The sequence below is a fragment of the Natrialba chahannaoensis JCM 10990 genome (assembly GCF_000337135.1).
Classification (GTDB): domain Archaea; phylum Halobacteriota; class Halobacteria; order Halobacteriales; family Natrialbaceae; genus Natrialba; species Natrialba chahannaoensis.
Map to the genome: position 1 here is coordinate 115376 of NZ_AOIN01000008.1, position 17082 is coordinate 132457.

At 61.8% G+C, this 17082-nt stretch carries 21 protein-coding genes; 12 read left to right on the plus strand and 9 right to left on the minus strand.

The window, feature by feature from the left end:
• Positions 1–15: 15 nt before the first annotated feature.
• The gene (locus tag C482_RS00515; RefSeq protein ID WP_241431854.1) at positions 16–561 is read right to left on the minus strand and encodes a hypothetical protein; all 546 of its coding nucleotides are present in this window, start codon (positions 559–561) and stop codon (positions 16–18) included.
• 55 nt (positions 562–616) lie between these two features.
• A complete protein-coding gene (locus C482_RS00520; RefSeq protein WP_006165347.1) occupies positions 617–1891 on the minus strand; it encodes a DNA double-strand break repair nuclease NurA in 1275 nt (424 codons plus the stop codon).
• 188 nt (positions 1892–2079) lie between these two features.
• On the opposite strand from C482_RS00520, the gene C482_RS00525 reads away from it, so the two are divergent.
• Together C482_RS00525 and gpmI are read left to right on the plus strand one after the other, a co-directional pair.
• Positions 2080–2328 (plus strand): hypothetical protein, encoded by a 249-nt coding sequence (locus C482_RS00525; RefSeq protein ID WP_006165349.1) that lies wholly within the window; start codon positions 2080–2082, stop codon positions 2326–2328.
• Between the two features lie 117 nt (positions 2329–2445).
• A complete protein-coding gene (gene gpmI / locus C482_RS00530; RefSeq protein ID WP_006165350.1) occupies positions 2446–3969 on the plus strand; it encodes a 2,3-bisphosphoglycerate-independent phosphoglycerate mutase in 1524 nt (507 codons plus the stop codon).
• A 37-nt stretch (positions 3970–4006) separates the two neighbouring features.
• On the opposite strand, the gene C482_RS00535 is transcribed toward gpmI, so the two are convergent.
• The gene (locus tag C482_RS00535) at positions 4007–4642 is read right to left on the minus strand and encodes an amphi-Trp domain-containing protein (protein WP_006165352.1); all 636 of its coding nucleotides are present in this window, start codon (positions 4640–4642) and stop codon (positions 4007–4009) included.
• Between the two features lie 171 nt (positions 4643–4813).
• Between C482_RS00535 and C482_RS00540 the strand changes: the two genes are divergently transcribed.
• The 3 genes from C482_RS00540 to C482_RS00550 all read left to right on the plus strand — a co-directional run bounded on the left by C482_RS00540 (position 4814) and on the right by C482_RS00550 (position 7829).
• Complete coding sequence (locus C482_RS00540; RefSeq protein WP_006165354.1) at positions 4814–6100, plus strand: O-acetylhomoserine aminocarboxypropyltransferase/cysteine synthase family protein; 1287 nt, start codon at positions 4814–4816, stop codon at positions 6098–6100.
• Positions 6101–6193: 93 nt separating this feature from the next.
• Positions 6194–7372 carry a hypothetical protein gene (locus tag C482_RS00545; protein ID WP_006165355.1) on the plus strand — a complete coding sequence of 393 codons (1179 nt, stop codon included), beginning with the start codon at positions 6194–6196 and terminating at the stop codon, positions 7370–7372.
• 64 nt (positions 7373–7436) lie between these two features.
• Positions 7437–7829 (plus strand): DUF7522 family protein, encoded by a 393-nt coding sequence (locus tag C482_RS00550; RefSeq protein ID WP_006165357.1) that lies wholly within the window; start codon positions 7437–7439, stop codon positions 7827–7829.
• Between the two features lie 120 nt (positions 7830–7949).
• On the opposite strand, the gene C482_RS00555 is transcribed toward C482_RS00550, so the two are convergent.
• On the minus strand, positions 7950–8138 hold the full coding sequence (locus C482_RS00555; protein ID WP_006165359.1) for a hypothetical protein: 189 nt from the start codon (positions 8136–8138) through the stop codon (positions 7950–7952).
• A gap of 299 nt (positions 8139–8437) precedes the next feature.
• Between C482_RS00555 and C482_RS00560 the strand changes: the two genes are divergently transcribed.
• Entirely contained in the window at positions 8438–9016 is a 579-nt protein-coding gene (locus tag C482_RS00560) for a DUF5813 family protein (RefSeq protein WP_006165361.1), read from the plus strand.
• A gap of 4 nt (positions 9017–9020) precedes the next feature.
• On the opposite strand, the gene C482_RS00565 is transcribed toward C482_RS00560, so the two are convergent.
• Both C482_RS00565 and C482_RS00570 read right to left on the minus strand, forming a co-directional pair.
• Positions 9021–9251, minus strand: a complete 231-nt coding sequence (locus C482_RS00565; RefSeq protein WP_006165363.1) for an Lrp/AsnC family transcriptional regulator — start codon at positions 9249–9251, stop codon at positions 9021–9023.
• Complete coding sequence (locus C482_RS00570) at positions 9251–9964, minus strand: potassium channel family protein (RefSeq protein WP_006165364.1); 714 nt, start codon at positions 9962–9964, stop codon at positions 9251–9253. The genes C482_RS00565 and C482_RS00570 overlap by 1 nt, the downstream gene beginning before the upstream one ends.
• A 139-nt stretch (positions 9965–10103) precedes the next feature.
• Here C482_RS00570 and C482_RS00575 point away from each other — a divergent pair, with 139 nt between their 5' ends.
• Positions 10104–10379 carry a hypothetical protein gene (locus C482_RS00575; RefSeq protein WP_049896363.1) on the plus strand — a complete coding sequence of 92 codons (276 nt, stop codon included), beginning with the start codon at positions 10104–10106 and terminating at the stop codon, positions 10377–10379.
• Between the two features lie 108 nt (positions 10380–10487).
• Here the strand turns inward: C482_RS00575 and C482_RS00580 are convergent, their stop codons facing one another.
• Positions 10488–10763 (minus strand): PadR family transcriptional regulator, encoded by a 276-nt coding sequence (locus tag C482_RS00580; protein ID WP_006165366.1) that lies wholly within the window; start codon positions 10761–10763, stop codon positions 10488–10490.
• Between the two features lie 362 nt (positions 10764–11125).
• Here C482_RS00580 and C482_RS00585 point away from each other — a divergent pair, with 362 nt between their 5' ends.
• The 3 genes from C482_RS00585 (at position 11126) to C482_RS00595 (ending at position 14101) form a co-directional block, all read left to right on the plus strand.
• Complete coding sequence (locus tag C482_RS00585; RefSeq protein ID WP_006165367.1) at positions 11126–11863, plus strand: queuosine precursor transporter; 738 nt, start codon at positions 11126–11128, stop codon at positions 11861–11863.
• A gap of 81 nt (positions 11864–11944) precedes the next feature.
• Positions 11945–13039, plus strand: coding sequence for an aminopeptidase (locus C482_RS00590; protein WP_006165368.1), 1095 nt, complete (start codon positions 11945–11947; stop codon positions 13037–13039).
• A gap of 447 nt (positions 13040–13486) precedes the next feature.
• Positions 13487–14101 carry a DUF309 domain-containing protein gene (locus C482_RS00595; protein WP_006165370.1) on the plus strand — a complete coding sequence of 205 codons (615 nt, stop codon included), beginning with the start codon at positions 13487–13489 and terminating at the stop codon, positions 14099–14101.
• Between the two features lie 61 nt (positions 14102–14162).
• On the opposite strand, the gene azf is transcribed toward C482_RS00595, so the two are convergent.
• On the minus strand, positions 14163–14906 hold the full coding sequence (azf, locus tag C482_RS00600; protein WP_006165371.1) for an NAD-dependent glucose-6-phosphate dehydrogenase Azf: 744 nt from the start codon (positions 14904–14906) through the stop codon (positions 14163–14165).
• 134 nt (positions 14907–15040) lie between these two features.
• Here azf and C482_RS00605 point away from each other — a divergent pair, with 134 nt between their 5' ends.
• Together C482_RS00605 and C482_RS00610 are read left to right on the plus strand one after the other, a co-directional pair.
• The gene (locus tag C482_RS00605) at positions 15041–15457 is read left to right on the plus strand and encodes a dihydroneopterin aldolase family protein (RefSeq protein ID WP_006165373.1); all 417 of its coding nucleotides are present in this window, start codon (positions 15041–15043) and stop codon (positions 15455–15457) included.
• A 255-nt stretch (positions 15458–15712) separates the two neighbouring features.
• Complete coding sequence (locus C482_RS00610) at positions 15713–16189, plus strand: DUF5790 family protein (protein ID WP_006165378.1); 477 nt, start codon at positions 15713–15715, stop codon at positions 16187–16189.
• Between the two features lie 91 nt (positions 16190–16280).
• Here C482_RS00610 and C482_RS00615 read toward each other — a convergent pair whose 3' ends face one another.
• Entirely contained in the window at positions 16281–17018 is a 738-nt protein-coding gene (locus tag C482_RS00615; RefSeq protein ID WP_006165379.1) for a creatininase family protein, read from the minus strand.
• Positions 17019–17082 lie beyond the last annotated feature (64 nt).

A 17082-nucleotide genomic window follows, 5' to 3' on the forward strand; every position in this document is an offset into this window, starting at 1 on the left:
CCACACAGAACGGCTCTACTGGCGGATATCGAACGACACTCGCACTCGCTCGGCCGCGTCCTCGGGAATCGACTCATAGCTACGAATCATGACAGAGCCAGTCTCTGTCTCCCAACTCTCCGGCCCCTGCCACTCCGAGCGACCGGCTTCGTCGTACTGGGGCCGGACTGCAGTGTGATCGTCCTCGAACTCGACAACGAGAGGTAGCCCAGTCGTCGCGTCCGGATCAAACGATACTCGCGTTTGCACTACCAGCAGATCCTCTCCGCTATCGATACTCTCTTGAAGTCGTGCTGTGGTGACCTCGGTGACCTCGTCCCATCGAAATACCTCGTGGTCACGTTCGCGTTCGTCAGCAACCAGTGCATCGTTCAGAAACACGTAGGCATCAACCGGCCGACGCTCGTCCGTCAATGAGTCGATCAGCACCGGGTAGTCGGCCGGTTCAGTATACGACCTGCTCTTGGGTTCGCTCGTCTCGGTTACGGCCGAACAACCAGCAACCGTGCTTGCGAAGGCGGTCCCAAGACTACAACGGAGAACGGAACGACGGGAGGGCATACCTAACGTTCTCTGAATTATTACCAAAATATTGTCACTTTATATATTCCTTGTATTAAAAATCTCCGTCCCAGCGATGGTCATCGTACGTCCGACGCTGTGACGTCTCGAACTGGGACTCGAGTGTCTCCCGAAGCGAGCGCTTCTCCGTCGCGCTGATCCGGGCGAGTTCGTCGGCCTTCTCGACGATGGTCGGCGGACCGTGGGCGACCGCCACATCTTGTAGAATTTGCATCGTGAGGCGTTCGCGGGTCTCCGGGTCGCGGGTAAACGCGTAGGGGGCCTCGACGCGGAAAATGAGATCCTCACGTGGGTCGTAGACGACGAAGAAGGTGACCTCGTACTGCTCGCGGTCGAGGCGGCGCTCGACACCGAGTGCGTCACCCTCGATCGACAGCGGGCGGTCGACCCCGCCGCGCGAACGGAACCAGTTCGTGTAGGTGAGCGCGTCCGTGTCCCGCTCCCAGCGGGTGCCCTCGATGTCGTCGACGAACTCGCCGCGCTCGAGGAGACGGGTGAACAGCGCGCTGTCGTCGGCCCAGGGAACGCTAACGTCCACGTCCCGATTGCGCTTCAGCGTGCGCGTGATAACCCGCGTCGCGGGGTTCTTGACGAAGCCGATCAAGGGAACGCCGCGATCGACGAACGATTCGACGAGTCGGACGTAGTTCTCGAGAACTGTCGTCGGCCGCGGGTCCTCAAGCAGGAAGTCGGCGAGGTCGGGGTGCTGGTCGGCCCAGCGCAGCAGCCCGCGGGGATAGAGTGGGCCGTCGAGGACGAGCAGGTCCGACACGTCCTCGGCGTAGGCGAGCGCGTGCTTGCTCTCGGCGAGGTAGAGCGCGAGCGCGTGGACGACGCCTTCCGCGAAGCGGGGTAGCGGTGGGATTTTCACGGCGCGGCTACGGCTGTAGCCCTCGTCGAACTTACCCCACTCCTCGTCGACGGTCATCGTCTCGTCGTTCGAGTGGACTGTCATCACCGTCGTCCGGGAGCGATGGAGGTCGAGGTCGCTCGGTGTCGTGCTCATCGCCGCCTGCGCGATGTCGATGACGAGACCGTTCTTGAACGTCGTCGGGTTGATCGTCCCCGCGTCGAGGCCGTTGACGGTCGGGAACTGACGATCCTGTAGCGCAACGTCCTCGCAGTCGACCAGCCGGCGGGCCTGTTCGTCGACCGGCTCGAGTATCGTCCGTCCGTCGTGACGGAGAGGGTCGAGGAACGACTCCCAGACGGTTGCGGCGAACTCGCGGCGGTCGCGTTCGTCAGCGCCGTGGTCGATCCGTCTGGCGAGTTGCGCGATGCCGTCGAAGTGGACCGGATCGAGTGTCATGCCCGTTGGCTCCCGCCGTGAGCGCAAAAAGCCAGTGGTCGGAGCCCGTGAGGTCGGCGATGCTGTTCGACCACCGATTGCGCACCGATATACACGGAACCTGTTAACTCGAGAGTGGGTAAATGATCATCAGAAAAATTATATGAGTTGGTCGCATGGGTGTCACTGTCCCGATGTCACACCGAGGTATGGAGACAGGCGAGCGCGAGGAACACGCGGTCAACTGGCGGCAAACGAACGCCGGCGTGACGCTCTACGAAGACGAGAATCCGGACGCCTGGATCCGACTCGAATTCGAAGCCGGCGTCGACCCGGCGCATCGACTGTACATGATCTGTGACGACTGCGGTGCGGTGTTCGCTCAGCGGTGTAAACCCGGGAAGAGCACCATCTGTGGTGACTGTGGGGCGACGTTTGACCACGACTCAGAGTACTGACGGCGCTCTGTTTGTTCTTCGATACATACTGCCGATCAGCGGTCTACGCCCAGAACGGTAGCACTCGCCAACAGCGACAGCTAGTTACTCCCGGCCGGGTATCGCCCACACGTACACATGGACGCCGCGTTGATCGTACTCGACGGCTGGGGACTCGGCTCCGGGGACGGACGGGACGCCATCGCCGCTGCCAACACGCCGACTTTCGATCGGCTCACAGAAGCTGGCGCGACCGGCAAACTCGAAGTCGCTGGCCGGCGTGTCGGCCTGCCGGATGGACAGATGGGAAACAGCGAAGTCGGCCACCTGAACATCGGGGCCGGCCGCGTCGTCTACCAGGAGTACACCCGGATTGCTGACTCCATCGCAGACGGGTCCTTCCGGGAGAACGACGCGATCAACACCGCCTTCGAGAACGCGCGCAAAAATGGTGGCCGCGTCCACTTCATCGGCCTCGTCAGCGACGGCGGCGTGCACGCAGACCAGGAGCACCTCCACGCGCTCATCGAACTCGCCGCGGACCGCGAGGTCGAGGCTGTTACCCACGCGATTACGGACGGCCGGGACACCTCGCCGACCGGTGGCCGCGAGTATCTGCAGGAACTCGAGTCCGTGGTCGCTGAACACGGCACGGGTCACGTCGCGACCGTCTCGGGACGATACTACGCGATGGACCGCGACCAGAACTGGAAGCGAACGAAACGTGCCTACGACGCTATCGTCAACCGCGAGGCGAAATACGAGACTGAATCCGCACTCGAGGCGGTTGAGCAGTCCTACGAGCGCGACGAGACTGATGAGTTCCTCGAGCCGACAACGGTTCGCGACGGCCCGGCACTGCAAGACGGCGATTCGGTCGTCTGGTTCAACTTCCGCTCCGACCGCGCGCGCCAGCTCACGCGCATGCTCGCGGACATCCGCCCCGAAGACTGGACGGACGAGTTCGAAACCAGCCCGCCAGGCACCGAGGTCGTCATGCTAACCCAGTATGACAAGACGTTCGACCTCCCGATCGCCTATCCGCCGAACCAGCCCGAGAACGTGCTCGGCGAGGTGCTCGCAGACGCGGGTAAAACGCAGCTTCGGATCGCCGAATCCGAAAAGTACGCCCACGTCACGTACTTCCTGAACGGCGGCCGCGAGGTCGAGTTCGACGGCGAGATCCGCGAAATCGTCGAGAGCCCGGACGTGCCGACCTACGATCTGCAACCGGAGATGAGCGCGCCCGGGGTGACGGATACCGCAATCGAGGTCATTGAGAGCGACGATCCGGACGTTCTGGTTCTCAACTACGCCAACCCCGACATGGTCGGCCACACCGGCGACTACGAGGCCGCCATCGAAGCCGTCGAAGCCGTCGACGAGCAACTGGGTCGGCTCACGGACGCACTCGAGTCCGCCGGTGCAGACATCCTCATCACAGCGGACCACGGCAACGCCGACGATATGGGAACCGAAGCCGAGCCACACACGGCACACACGTACAATGAGGTACCACTGATCTCCCTCGCGAGCGACGGGACGAACGGCGGCCAAACCGTCCGCGAGGGCGGCACCCTCGCCGACATCGCCCCAACGATGCTCGGATTGATCGGGATCGATCAGCCGCCGGAGATGACCGGCGAGTCACTACTCGAGTAGTCGTTGGCGTGAGTCGTCTGCAGCGGATGCAAGCGAATCAAGAGTCGTCGGCCAAATCGGTAGCCGGATCGTCGGATGGATCGGCACTCGAGTCACCGAGTGGGTCGTCGATCCAGTTGTAGCACCGAAACGACGACGGCGCTGCGTCGGACGTGAGCATTTCGAGTGGAATGAACCCCTCCCCGGCGCGAGCGCCCGCGTGGCGTTCGTCAGGGTCGTCCGAGAACGTCATCAGTTTCGCGTTCAGCGAGAACATTACCTCGAGTGTTCCCGTGTGGGCACCAGTGTCGGTATCGGTGTCGTCAGATTCGAACGAAATCGCAGCGTCACCGCTCCCGACACCAAAGATAGCGAATTCATCAGTCGTCGAGACCGCGACATCGTGGCTTTCGAGGCCGGCAGCAAGGGCCTCAAGCCAGTCACCCAGTTCGTCACGGTCGAGTGACTGCTCGAGATTGAAGTGGCCGTCCGCGGCCATCTTGTCGGCGTCGAACGCGAACTCGGGATAGGCGAGTTTCTCGTCGGGAAGGACGTGAGCCGCCTCGTCGGGGTTCGGCGGACAGTCGGGCACATCGAGTTCGTCACTGATAGCAGATCGCGGTGCCGGTGAGTCGGAGTCACTCTCGTCGTCGGCGGCTCGTACAACCCCGTCAGTCAGCCCGTCATCGGTCATCAGCCAAGTCATTCGCGACTGCGCACTTGAAACTGTACGCCGCGCTTGTGATCTCACCGGGGGCTACTCGAGTACAGAGTGTGGAGTTCCGTTCGGGAGTCGAGTGTCATCTACCACGACTGATATTGCAGCTACTCTCAGCTTTACGTCTGCTCGCTGTGAGATCCTCCTATGGGAGACGACAACAACGAACGGCAGTTCGCGACGAGCAGCATCCACGCCGGTCAGGAGTCAGATCCGACGACAGGCGCGCGTGCGCCGCCACTGTATCAGACGACCTCCTACGAGTTCGAGGACACGGACCACGCCGCGGCCCTGTTCGGGCTGGAGGAGTTCGGCAACATCTACTCGCGGATCATGAACCCGACGAACGCGATGTTAGAGGAGCGCATCGCCGAACTCGAGGGCGGCATTGGCGCGCTCGCCACGTCGTCGGGGATGGCCGCATTCGATCTTGCGACGTTTATCCTTGCGGAGGTCGGCGATAACATCGTCTCGTCTGCCTCGTTGTACGGCGGGACCTACACCTACCTCACCCATACGGTGGCAAAGCGCGGTATCGAGACGAAATTCGTCGACACGCTCGACTACGACGCCTACGCCGAGGCAATCGACGACGATACCGCCTTCGTCCACCTCGAAACGATTGGCAACCCCGCGCTCGTCACGCCGGACATCGAGCGAATTGCCGATATCGCACACGAGCACAACGTCCCGCTGTTCGTCGACAACACCTTCGCCACACCCTACCTGTGCCGGCCACTCGAGCACGGCGCGGACCTCGTCTGGAACTCGACGACGAAGTGGATTCACGGCGCGGGTTCGACGGTCGGCGGCATCCTCGTCGACGGCGGCTCGTTCCCCTGGGGAGAGGGGGATTACCCCGAACTGACCGAGCCGAATCCGGCCTACCACGGCATCAACTTCTACGAGACGTTCGGTGAGCAAGCTTTCGCTATCGCCGCTCGCACCCGCGGGCTGCGCGACCTGGGCAACCAGCAGTCACCGTTCGACGCCTGGGTCACGCTCCAGAAACTCGAGTCCCTTCCGCTGCGAATGGAGAAGCACTCGGAGAACGCGATGGCTGTCGCCGAGTACCTCGAGGACCACGAGAAGATTTCCTGGGTCAACTACCCAGGCCTCGAGAGCCACGAGACCCACGAGGAGGCGAGCGAGTATCTCGAGGGAGGATACGGCGGCATGATCACCTTCGGACTCAAGGACGGGTACGATGCCGCGGAAACGGTCTGCAACGAGGTCGACCTCGCCAGCCTACTGGCGAATGTCGGCGACGCCAAGACGTTGATCATTCACCCGGCGAGTACGACCCACCAGCAGTTGACCGACGAGGAGAAGGCGGCCAGCGGTGTCACAGACGACCTCGTTCGTATTTCGGTCGGCATCGAGGATATCGACGACATCATCGCGGATCTGGACCAGGCGATCGAGTCGGTCTAACTACCGACTTGAAGGTCGTCAGAGGTGGACACTGTTATATTCTTTGAGTAATACGTACAATGAAGTGCTAAGATAATGGGTTCGACGAACAGGATGGAGCAGTGGACGACGGTAACGGTCGAACTGCCGCGCGAAGACGGTACTGACTCGGTGCTTGAAGATGCCATCTCGTACGGTCTGGCAGCTTCCAGCGAACCGGGTTCGAAGCCGGGTTGGCTCCGAGATCCGGCCACGGAAGATGGACAGCGATTATCGGGTACTGTGAGTGGCAAGGACGTGAAATCAGACGAATCGGGTGGTGAGAATGTTGATACGTTCACGCTCCGAAACGAACTCCGGGAACATCTCGGACAGGTGATCATCTCGTCGGTGTGTGGAAACCTCGTCGTGAAAGCTGATCAGAAGATGGCTTCCGAACCCGATCAGATGGTGTTCGATCCCAGGCCGGTGCTCGATGCGCCTCCAGAGGGTGTCGAGCGACTGCTCACTCTCGAGTTCGACCCCGAAGACGAGACAGTCGGACGGTTGTACGAACGGGACGGCCGGACGCTGTCGCTCCGTGAGGAGTACGACGGCTCACCGGAACACCACGCGACGGATGTCGTCGCCGACATCTACCGGGAACACGGGTTCAGGGGCGGGACTCGATCCAATATCGATACAGTCATTCGCCGAGCGGATGTCGCTCTTCTCGTCCGCACAGGGGACAAAGGTGTGCGTCTGCGCGCGGCGCAAGAATGCTGGGAACGTCACACGTACAACGTCATCAAGAACCCCTCGACTGGTGTTGCCCGAAACATCGTTCAAGAGCCGTTCGATGCGGCCGATCGGGCATTTCTCTTCGAGGCAATCAAAGACACGACCGAACCGACCGTGTTGCGTGGACACGCGCTCAAGGCGCTGGCCGGTCACGTCTTGAACCCGTATCTTACCGCCGACGGATCGGAGAGAACCGACGAGGCGGTCGAACGGGCCATTGCCGCCCAGGAAGGGCCAACCGCCGGATCGTTCGATCTCGGGATCGACCCTGACCAGGCTGCAACTGTCCTCGAGATTATCGCTACGTGGCTCGAAGCTGATACGCGAGACGACCGCGGCGACAATCGAACGAGAGACGCAACCGCAGCACTCTGGTTGTCGCCTCACTGGGACCTGTACGCCTCCACCGAGTTGCAAACACGTATCTGGTCGCACCTCGACCAATTGGGTGTTCGAAACCTCGTCACGAACAGCGCCTGGGACGGCACGCTGTTCTCCTGGCCTTACCGGTGACTCCGTTCTCACGTCTTCCGTGTCCACCGCTGTTAAGGTATCCGAGGTTGAGGTATCGGGTAGTATGACCACGGGGCTCCTCACGTCCGCGGCTGCAGAACGGATTATCACGACCTGTCGCACCGCAATCGGTGACAGCCTCCGCTCGGTCACGTACTTCACCCGCGACGACTACGACCAACTCTATCTCCGCGACGATCTCGAGCGCGATGCCGACCTCTCGACGTTCATCGGCCACGAGTGGCGTGGCTTCAAAACTGTCAAGACCGCCTACGAACGGTCCGAACTCGGCGAGTACAACTACACCATCCGCGTCTTCGATAACGGGTTTCTACTCCGGGTTACCACCGAGAGCAAGGGCGTCATTATTACAACCGACGGCCTCACGCTGAAGGATTTCGAGGAGGTCGCGACAGCACTGGATACCGTTCTCAGCGATGCCGACGACCCGGTGTGAGCAAGAGCGGAAAGGCGGAAGGCGGCCACTGAACAGACGAACACGGCCCAGTCTCCCAGCGACGCCTCCACGAAAGTTCTGTATCGAGGGAAAACGAACGAGAAAAAGAGGATGTTCGTCTTAGCTGGTGTCCGATTCACTGTCCGCATCATCCGCCGCGCGTGACTGCGATGACACATCGTCATCGTCGGGTGGGGATGGACGATGATCCGAAACGGCACCGATCGGAAGGCCAGAGCCGAGGTCGCCATCAGTTCCGAGGAGACGGGCAAAGCGGCGACGTTCAGCAGCGTGTCTATCGAGATCCATGCCAACGAAATACGTCGGTAGTGGTTGTAGTAATGCACGTCGTTTCCACGCGAAAGAGGCGACTACGATCGTGAAACAATGCTGCACCTGCGTGCGGTTTTGAGCCGTAACAGTTCCCTACAGGCGACTCTCGGGATGAGTAGCCACTCCATTCTCGTGACAGTCGCACTCGAGTAAGATAGATAGTGAACGAATCTACTTGCAACCGTGACGGGTGCAACCGCCAGGTGGCTACAGCGGACTGTTGGTCAACGAACGTAACACCCTTTTCGCCGACGCCCGTCCCTTGAGACACTCATATGACATCCCTTCCTGAGGCGATCGACCGTGAACTCGCGGCCCACGATTCGTTCGACCCAGCCGACCCGACTGACGAGGACCCCGAACAGTACGAACTAACGACCACCGTGTTCGACGCGCGCGTGACCGCAACCGATGCTCCAGAGCCGCGTGATGGACAGCTCACCGTCGAGGTCACGGTCCCAGCCCTCAACAGTGCCGTCGCAGGTGAAACCGTCGCTCCCATCGTCGAAGACAGCTGGTTCGAAACGTTCGAGCGGCGGCTTGCGGACGTTTTCACCGTCGCACAAACGGATACCCACCAGGACCCAGGCGTCGAGCGACACGACGAGACGGTGACGGTGGAACTCGAGTTCACCGCGTGGGATGCAGCCAACGGCGTTGCGGATGCGAAAGCGCTGATCGAGTACGTTGAGGGGACGTACGCCCAGGGAATCATTCCTGGCTACGAGTACGAGGGCTCGGCGGCGACGCTGCTAGAGAGTGCACAGAGTCGCGGGCAGCAGGCTGCAGACGGGATGTCCGGACCGGAGCAGGGACACGAGGATGGGCAGGGGAACGGAAACGTTCCGCTGTGAGGTATTAGTCCATCGCGATATACGTCTGCGTGTCCTCGACGCCCTCGATGCCCTGTATCTGGGTCGCTGCAATCTCCTTGACTGCGGCGGGTGTGTCGACCATCGCTTTGGCGATGAGATCGACGTCACCGGCGACGATATGGGCCGACTCAACGCCCTCGATTCCCGTAATATCACTTCGCAGTCGATCCGCCTCGCCGGTGTTCGCTTTGATCATGACGAATGCTGTAACCATTAGTTGAGTCCTCCAGTTGTAGTATCGGTATCAATCGTTGTCGTTGCCTCGTTCGAATCCGCACCGACCAGTAGCTGTCTGACCTCGCTCAACACGTCGAAGTCGGCGAGCACGACGAGTCGGTCGCCGAGCGCGAGCGACTCGTCCTCGGAGGGGATGCCGAGCGACTGCTCTTGCTTACCGAACGCGAGAACGGTCGCGTCCCCGGGTAGTTGCAGTTCGCTGATGGTGTAGCCGTTGACGGGTGCCTCGTCGGTGATCGTCAGTTCGACGATCTGGAGGTGTTGGGCGATGTCCGCAATCGCGCGAATTGTCCCGCCCAAGAGTGCGTTTTTCGCGCCGATCGCGCCGAGACGTTCGGGGTAGATCACCTCGTCGACTTCTTCTGCGTACTTGCGGTAGATTCCCTCACGATAGGCCTCATCGATTCGCATGACCGTCCGACAGCCGTGATGTTTGGCGATCATGCAGGCGGTGAAGTTAACGTTCAGGTCGCCGGTCAGCGCACCGAGAGCGTCGGCGTCTGCAACGCCGGCTTCCTCGAGGACTGCTTCACGGGACCCGTCACCGTCGATGACGGTAAACGACTGTGTGCGAGCGCGCCGGATCATCGCCTCGTCGCGCTCGATGATCGTCACGTCGTGGTCTTCCTCGCGCAGGACGCGCGCCGTCCGAAGGCCGACTCGGCCAGCGCCGATAATCACGAACCGCATGCCAGGGGATACGGTCGCACCCGTCAATAAGGTTGCCCCACAGTATCACACCACATAGATGAGCGGACCAGTTATCAGTACTCGCAACCGTTTCCGTCTCGTCGACAGGGCAAACAGCGTACACAAGACAGTTGGTTTAATGACCCCACGTCCGGAACAGGCAACTGTCCGGGTCGGCAACAATTCACCACCGCCACCACCTACCGGCCGCCCGGACTTACGCGGCTCCTGTAGACACCCACCAGTTCGAGAGCCGACGGCTCGGTCGGCCGACGACGAGTTGGTCACCGACCGTCGATCAGAGCTTCCCGGACCGAACCCGAACGAAACGGGCGAATCGATGTCCACCGTACTCGAGACGGACCGTAATCGAATCGACGACAGACGCCGACACGACGGCAACATATTGCCATGATTCGGGCGCGATCTGCACCCGAGCAGCGGAAATTTTCAATCGCTACGGTCCATCGTTTGATCGACGGCGAGACAGAGAAGGACAGAGCGATCTGAATGCGCTCGGCGGTCAGGTATCGACGTACTGGCGCTCCCACTCGCGGCGATCGTCGATTACCTGTCTACCCTCGTTGCTGATCGCGTAGTAGTTCGTGCGTCGATCGAGTTCTCCCTTCTCGACGAGTTCTTTGTTCACGAGCGTGTCGAGGTTTGGATACAACCGCCCGTGATTGATCTCGGCGCTGTAGTAGGTCTCGATCTCGTCCTTTACGTCTTGGCCGGATGGCTGGTCCGCTCCTGCAATGACATACAGGAGGTCCCGCTGGAATCCGGTCAGATCGTCCATGTTTCACCCATACACCCACACCACGACAGCGGCTATTTGTTATCTACGGCGTATCAGGCAATAGATCGGAGTTTCAGGCAATCTAACGTGCGTTTCCGTCAACTACTCGCAGTCAATTGACGGATCAGCCTGGAAACGACGGTTCCCGATGATGTTCGGTGAGGACGCCGATATGGTGCCAGACAGCCGTTCTCGGCAGGTGTACCGAGTAGCTTCGATATCGAATGTTTTCATTAGGGGTGTCGTAGGGTCACCCAACGTCGGGCAGTGCCGGCGGTGAGCGTTGTCGTCGACTAACTGAGTGACTCCGACCCGCGAATAAACAGCATCGTTTAGGTACACTCGCCAGAGAGCCCGCGGGTATGGAACACCAGCGCGGAACCGCGGCCGACCCACCGACAGCCACACCTACCGTAACCCACGTCTCGCTGATCGGCCTCTTCGTCGCCGCACTCGTCACCGCCCAGGTGACAGCCGCGAAGGTACTCGAGTTCTCCCTGCCGTTTGCACTCCCAGTTACAGGCGCGGAACTCGTGTTGCCGGGTGCAGCGCTCGCGTACGCCCTAACTTTTCTGGCGAGTGACTGCTATGCCGAACTGTACGGGCGACGGGCGGCACAGGTCGTCGTCAACGTCGGGTTCGCGCTGAACTTCGTCGTCCTCGTGCTCATCTGGTCGACGATCGCCGCGCCAGCACAGGATCCGGCAGTCGCGAGCGAGTTCGAAAGCGTGCTCGGTGCGTCGACGAACATTGTCATCGGGAGTCTCCTCGCCTACGTCGTCAGCCAGAACTGGGACGTGCTCGTCTTTCACTGGATCAGAGATCGGACCGGCCGTGAGAAGCTCTGGCTGCGAAACATCGCCTCGACGGCGAGCAGCCAGGCGATCGACACGGTGATCTTCGTCTCGATCGCGTTCGCGATCGCGCCGCTGACTCTTGGCGTTGGCTTCTACCCCGGCTTCGAGGGTGTCGTCGGTCTGATCATCGGCCAGTATCTGTTGAAGCTCGCAATTGCGGTTCTCGATACACCTGTGGTCTACGCGATCGTCTCGTTCGTCCGCTCGCGGAACGGCTCTGGAGCGGTCGAAGCGTCGACTTGAGTGGAACCAGGACTCTCGGCTCGCCGGAACTGTGTGAAGTCAAACGATGACGATTTTAAAGGGGCACTCGCACGTGCCGGTATGGACGAACGCATCCGCGAGCACGCGGCGGTACTGGTGGACTGGAGCGCGCGTGTCGAGGCCGGCGACAACGTCGTTCTCTCCGTCGGCCCCGACGCCCACGAACTTGCCGTCGCAGTCGCCGAGAAACTCGGCGAGCGTGGCGCAAACCTCCTCGCGACCTACAGCTCCGGTGAGGTCACACGAGCGTACCTCCGGGCCCACGACGACGAGTTCGACGAGAATCCAAGCCACGAGCGTGCACTCATGGAGGAAACGGACGTCTACCTCTCGATTCGCGGCGGACGGAACACGAGCGCGACGGCCGACGTACCCGGAGAGACCCGTACTGCACACCGTCAGGCTCGTGACGAGATCCGCGAGGCGCGCTACGATGCGCGCTGGGTATCGACTGTGCACCCGAACCGCTCGCTCGCCCAGCAGGCTAACATGGCCTACGAGGAGTACCAGGAGTTCGCCTACGACGCGATTCTGCGCGATTGGGAGTCGCTGGCCGACGAGATGGCGAACATGAAAGAACTCCTCGACGAGGGCTCCGAGGTCCGACTCGTTTCCGAGGGAACCGACCTCACGATGAGTATCGAGGACCGAACGGCAGTCAACAGCGCCGCCTCGGTCGCCTACGACTCACACAACCTCCCGAGCGGCGAGGTCTTCACCGCGCCCGCCGCCACCGAAGGCGAGGTTACCTTCGACGTGCCGATGACGCTCCGCGGGGACGCCGTCCGGAACGTCCGACTCGAGTTCGAGGGCGGCGAGGTCGTCGACTACAGCGCCGATCAGGGCGAAGCCGTCATCGACAACATTCTCGATGCAGACGAGGGCGCGCGCCGACTGGGCGAACTGGGGATCGGGATGAACCGCGGCATCGACCGCTATACTGACAACATCCTCTTCGACGAGAAGATGGGCGAGACGATCCACCTGGCGCTCGGCCGGGCCTACGACGCCTGCCTGCCAGAAGGCGAGACGGGTAACGACTCGGCGGTCCACGTCGACATGATCACCGACGTGAGCGAAGAGTCGCGGCTCGAAATCGACGGTGAGGTCGTCCAGCGAGATGGACAGTTCCGCTGGAACTGGGACGGCGAGTAGCGAGTGCGCTCATCGGCTCACTCGGACCCACAGCCATCCTGACACAGGTCACATAGGGCCGGCATAGGACGATTTCGGTCGACATAACGAGTTCCTAACCGCTCGGAATACCGTTCATAGTAATATGCGCTTCCGTGCTCGGAACGAGTACCGCCTCACCGGTGGCGGCGAGTAACCGGTCAGAGAGTGCATCCCGGCGTCCAGTTTCCGTCATGGTTTGGCCGCACTCTCCGTTTCGACAGTTGTCTGCCCGCCCCGCCGGAGGCGGTACGTATCCGGCACTTTCAGTTCCTGACACTACCATCAGCACCAGAACAGCAACAACGTGAGCACCAGAACAGCATCAGCAGCAACACTCGATCGGAGAGAGCCATACCGCCCTCGTGAGAAACAGCCACCGATACCCTCTCCACTGTCCCCCGAATACTGACCGACAGACACCAACCTATGCGCGACCACCTCCGGGCCGGCATCGCCATCTACAACGACGGCTTCTACCACGCCGCCCACGACGCCTGGGAGGACCACTGGCTCGACCTCGACACCGGCACCGACGACGAGCAACTACTCCACGGACTCATCCAGGCCACCGCCGCCGTCCACCACGCACACACCCAAAACTGGGAAGGAGCGGTTGGGCTGGCCGAAAGCGCACTCGAGTACCTCGCCGATCTTCCACCCACATATCGCGACGTTCGACTCTCACCTCTGCGCTCGTTCCTCGCCGCGCTCGCCGCCGATCCCGAACTCGTCGAACGGCGTCCACCCGTCCGCATCGAACACGAGGGAGACGTGCCGACACGCGAGGATCTCGGGTTCGACGCGACGGCGATCGCCGCGCTCGTTCTTGCCGACGAACTCGGCTATGAGGGAGGTCCAATCGAGCAAGCACTCGAGTACGCCGAGCGTGATCTGGCGGCGGGCGAGGACGATAGCACGTTCATTTCGCTGTTGTTCGATTTCGTCCGCGAGGATGCTCACCGCGGAATCGTCGCTCAGCGGCTAGCGGGACATGTCGATCGGCGGCAAGCGAAGGAGTCAGATGTGGAAGGGCTGTTCTGAGGCGGCACGCGAAGAGCGGAGAAGAGAGAGCGCCTAGCGACACAACGAACGCGACTCGCGGTCAGTCGTGCTGGGCGGAGTTATCCTGCGGTTCGTACCCGAGCGACGCTTTCGCGCGATCGATCGAGTAGTACTTGCGGTCGTTGTCGGAGATGCCGTAAACGATCTCAAATTCGTAGTCCGCCCGGATGCAGCGGTCGAACAGGTGTGCACAGTCACGGTAGGAGAGCCACATCGCCTGCCCGCGTTCGTAGTCGATCGGCGGATGGCCTTTCGTGAGGTTGCCAATGCGGACGCAGGCGACGGAGAGGCCGTGTTCGTCGTGGTAGTACCGCCCGAGCGATTCGCCGGCCGCCTTGGAGACGCCGTAGAGATTCCCCGGCCGCGGGAGTTCCGTCCCATCGAGTAGGTAGTCGTCGTGCGCGCGGTACATCTCGGGGGTGCGTTCGTCGGTTTCGTACGCACCGACGGCGTGATTCGAGGAGGCGAAGACGACCTTTTCGACCCCGGCGTCGACTGCGGCCTCGAAAACCGTCTGCGTGCCGTCGATGTTGTTCGTCAGGACGCTATCCCACGGTGCTTCCGGACGCGGATCGCCCGCGAGGTGGATGACCACGTCAATGTCTGCCATCGCCTCGCGGACGGTTTCCTCGTCAGTGATATCCGCGACGACGTATTCGCCCGGATGGTCCTCTGTCATCGGGTCGCGATCCATCAGCCGCCACTCGTGTTTGTCCGCGAGGTCGGCGAGGATCGCCGTTCCGACGCGCCCCGCAGCCCCGGTAAGCAGGACCGACTGTGCCATTCGTTCGGTGTGAGGCAAAGCGTCGATAAGAACCATGCGGTTCTAGACCGGGACGTACGTGGTTGTCACACGGCGGTCGATGAGGTGGAACGGCGAACGGAACGGCCTTCCATCACGCCCGCGAAACCACGACTATGAGCGACAGCGACGAGTCCGAGCCAGGCAACTCGACAACGGCGACAGCATCGACAACCCCGACGACCGCCGAAACCGCCTGCTTCGAAGCCGGCATCAAATTCGGAACGCTCTACCACCAGTTCGCCGGCACACCCGTCTCACCAGACAGCGCGCCGAGTCTCGCCCACGCGATGGAAGCATCCATCGAGAACCAGCCCCACTGCGTCGACGTGACTGTCGACGTCCGCACCGACGAACTCGAGTCCGAACTCGCTGCGTCGGCAGCCGACTACACCGAGCTGACCGGACGGTTCCTCGAGGTCGAGATCGTCGTCGACTACGAGGGCCACGAGGTCGTCACACAGATGGCGATGGAGGACGGCTACCCGCTGATGAAGGTGGTTTCCGTGAGTGGCCGCAACGCGGGCGACTGAGGGATGGTGAGACGGGAGGAGGCGGTGAAGGACGGAGAAATGGAAAGGACGGTGAAACGGGAGGAGACAACGAGATTGGAGAGGCAGCAGACGAGGAGAGACGGTGCAAGGGAAGAGACAAACGGACCGCACAGTGTACAGACGACCTTCCTTTCGAAACCAACGCGCCGTTCGGACAGTACCGATTCGCTCCCGGCCATTTTCACTTTCACTTTCGGGCGACCTTTTAACCTCGGTGACCGTGAACGTGGTGACATGAGCCAAGCGACACTCGGCGACGACGAGGAACTCTTCGGCGAAGCGGCCAACGAAATGCGCGAGGATGTCGAATCCTCGCTCGCGGACGCCTGGGACGCCCTCCCCGACTCAGACGACGTGTGGGAGGTCGACGCAGACAACGTCCTCGGTGTACTCAACGCACTCAACTCCGCGCTCGACGCCGGCGATGCCGAAGACCACCTCCGCGACGCCAAGAAGTGGTTCACCATGGGCCAGCGCGCCGACGCCTTCGACGACGCCGAGGACCTCGAAGCAGAGATTGCCGCCCTCGAGGAAACCATCGCGGACATCAGCGAGGCCGGCGAGCAGGTCGGTGACCTCACCGCAACGGTTCCAGCGCTTCGCGGGGCACTCGAGGACGCCGGCCCTGATGCAGATGACGAAGACGAGGCCGAAGAAGCAGAGACGGCTGATGACAGCGACGAAGACGAAAACGAAAACGACGAAGAATAACGTCGTTTCAGGTCCGTCCGCGACACCGGCTACCGGCTACCGGCTACTAGCTGCGCGCTACCCGCTACCCGCTACCCGCTACAGACGACAACTACCGGCCATCGGGCACCGACACATCCCGCTCCGCAACCGCATCCAGCAACCGCGCCAGCGACTCGGCCGCCAACTCGAGTAGCTCCTCGCCTCGTGCCTCGTCACCCTCGGTTGGGTCCCCAACAACACCGTTTTCGCTAAATTGTGCGGAATCGTAGGCTAGATTGACGTAACTCGTCCACTCACCCCAGCCATCGGCAGCGCCGTCGCGCGCTTCTTCGATGCGGGCTTCGCGGACCAGGTCGGGTTCGATGTGTCGAAGGAGGGCTGTCTCGAGTGGCCCGCCGTGACCCATATCGGCGGAGTGCTCACCGACTGCGTTGAACCAGGTGAACGGGACAGTGTAGGCGTCGCCGTCGCGCGTGAGGCGCGCACCAACCTCCCGGAGGGCATCGACATTGCCACCGTGACCGTTGACGAGGACGACGCGCTCGACGCCGTGGTGGGCCAGGCTCTGGACAGCTTCGCGGACGTAGCGCCGGAAAGTGTCCGGCGAGACCCACATCGTGCCGGGGAACTGGCGGTGTTCCTCGGCGACGCCGATCGGGATCGCTGGCGCTCGGAGTACGTCGCGGTCGACGCGCTTGAGACCGGCGTCTGCGACTGCCTCGGCCGTGAGCACGTCGGTTCCAAGCGGCGCGTGCGGGCCGTGCTGTTCCGTGCTGCCGACGGGGACGACCGCAAGGTCGGTCTCGAGTTCCCCCACGTCGGTCCAGGTGGCACTGGCGAGGTCCATAGCAGCATAGGCTCGGCGTTCGGACATGAAACCGTCGGTGACTCGTGACTCCCGGTGCGTGACG

Bases quoted from the DNA above. Each gene is read 5' to 3' on its own strand.
- C482_RS00555 (WP_006165359.1), bottom strand. From the start codon at position 8,138: ATGGATCTCGATAGACACGCTGCTGAACGTCGCCGCTTTGCCCGTCTC.
- azf (WP_006165371.1), bottom strand. From the start codon at position 14,906: ATGGCACAGTCGGTCCTGCTTACCGGGGCTGCGGGGCGCGTCGGAACG.
- C482_RS00525 (WP_006165349.1), top strand. From the start codon at position 2,080: ATGGAGACAGGCGAGCGCGAGGAACACGCGGTCAACTGGCGGCAAACG.
- C482_RS00580 (WP_006165366.1), bottom strand. From the start codon at position 10,763: ATGGACGATCTGACCGGATTCCAGCGGGACCTCCTGTATGTCATTGCA.
- C482_RS00605 (WP_006165373.1), top strand. From the start codon at position 15,041: ATGAGCGACAGCGACGAGTCCGAGCCAGGCAACTCGACAACGGCGACA.
- C482_RS00575 (WP_049896363.1), top strand. From the start codon at position 10,104: ATGACCCCACGTCCGGAACAGGCAACTGTCCGGGTCGGCAACAATTCA.
- C482_RS00540 (WP_006165354.1), top strand. From the start codon at position 4,814: ATGGGAGACGACAACAACGAACGGCAGTTCGCGACGAGCAGCATCCAC.
- C482_RS00615 (WP_006165379.1), bottom strand. From the start codon at position 17,018: ATGGACCTCGCCAGTGCCACCTGGACCGACGTGGGGGAACTCGAGACC.
- C482_RS00545 (WP_006165355.1), top strand. From the start codon at position 6,194: ATGGAGCAGTGGACGACGGTAACGGTCGAACTGCCGCGCGAAGACGGT.
- C482_RS00560 (WP_006165361.1), top strand. From the start codon at position 8,438: ATGACATCCCTTCCTGAGGCGATCGACCGTGAACTCGCGGCCCACGAT.
- C482_RS00610 (WP_006165378.1), top strand. From the start codon at position 15,713: ATGAGCCAAGCGACACTCGGCGACGACGAGGAACTCTTCGGCGAAGCG.
- gpmI (WP_006165350.1), top strand. From the start codon at position 2,446: ATGGACGCCGCGTTGATCGTACTCGACGGCTGGGGACTCGGCTCCGGG.
- C482_RS00535 (WP_006165352.1), bottom strand. From the start codon at position 4,642: ATGACCGATGACGGGCTGACTGACGGGGTTGTACGAGCCGCCGACGAC.
- C482_RS00520 (WP_006165347.1), bottom strand. From the start codon at position 1,891: ATGACACTCGATCCGGTCCACTTCGACGGCATCGCGCAACTCGCCAGA.
- C482_RS00595 (WP_006165370.1), top strand. From the start codon at position 13,487: ATGCGCGACCACCTCCGGGCCGGCATCGCCATCTACAACGACGGCTTC.
- C482_RS00550 (WP_006165357.1), top strand. From the start codon at position 7,437: ATGACCACGGGGCTCCTCACGTCCGCGGCTGCAGAACGGATTATCACG.
- C482_RS00590 (WP_006165368.1), top strand. From the start codon at position 11,945: ATGGACGAACGCATCCGCGAGCACGCGGCGGTACTGGTGGACTGGAGC.
- C482_RS00570 (WP_006165364.1), bottom strand. From the start codon at position 9,964: ATGCGGTTCGTGATTATCGGCGCTGGCCGAGTCGGCCTTCGGACGGCG.
- C482_RS00565 (WP_006165363.1), bottom strand. From the start codon at position 9,251: ATGGTTACAGCATTCGTCATGATCAAAGCGAACACCGGCGAGGCGGAT.
- C482_RS00585 (WP_006165367.1), top strand. From the start codon at position 11,126: ATGGAACACCAGCGCGGAACCGCGGCCGACCCACCGACAGCCACACCT.
- C482_RS00515 (WP_241431854.1), bottom strand. From the start codon at position 561: ATGCCCTCCCGTCGTTCCGTTCTCCGTTGTAGTCTTGGGACCGCCTTC.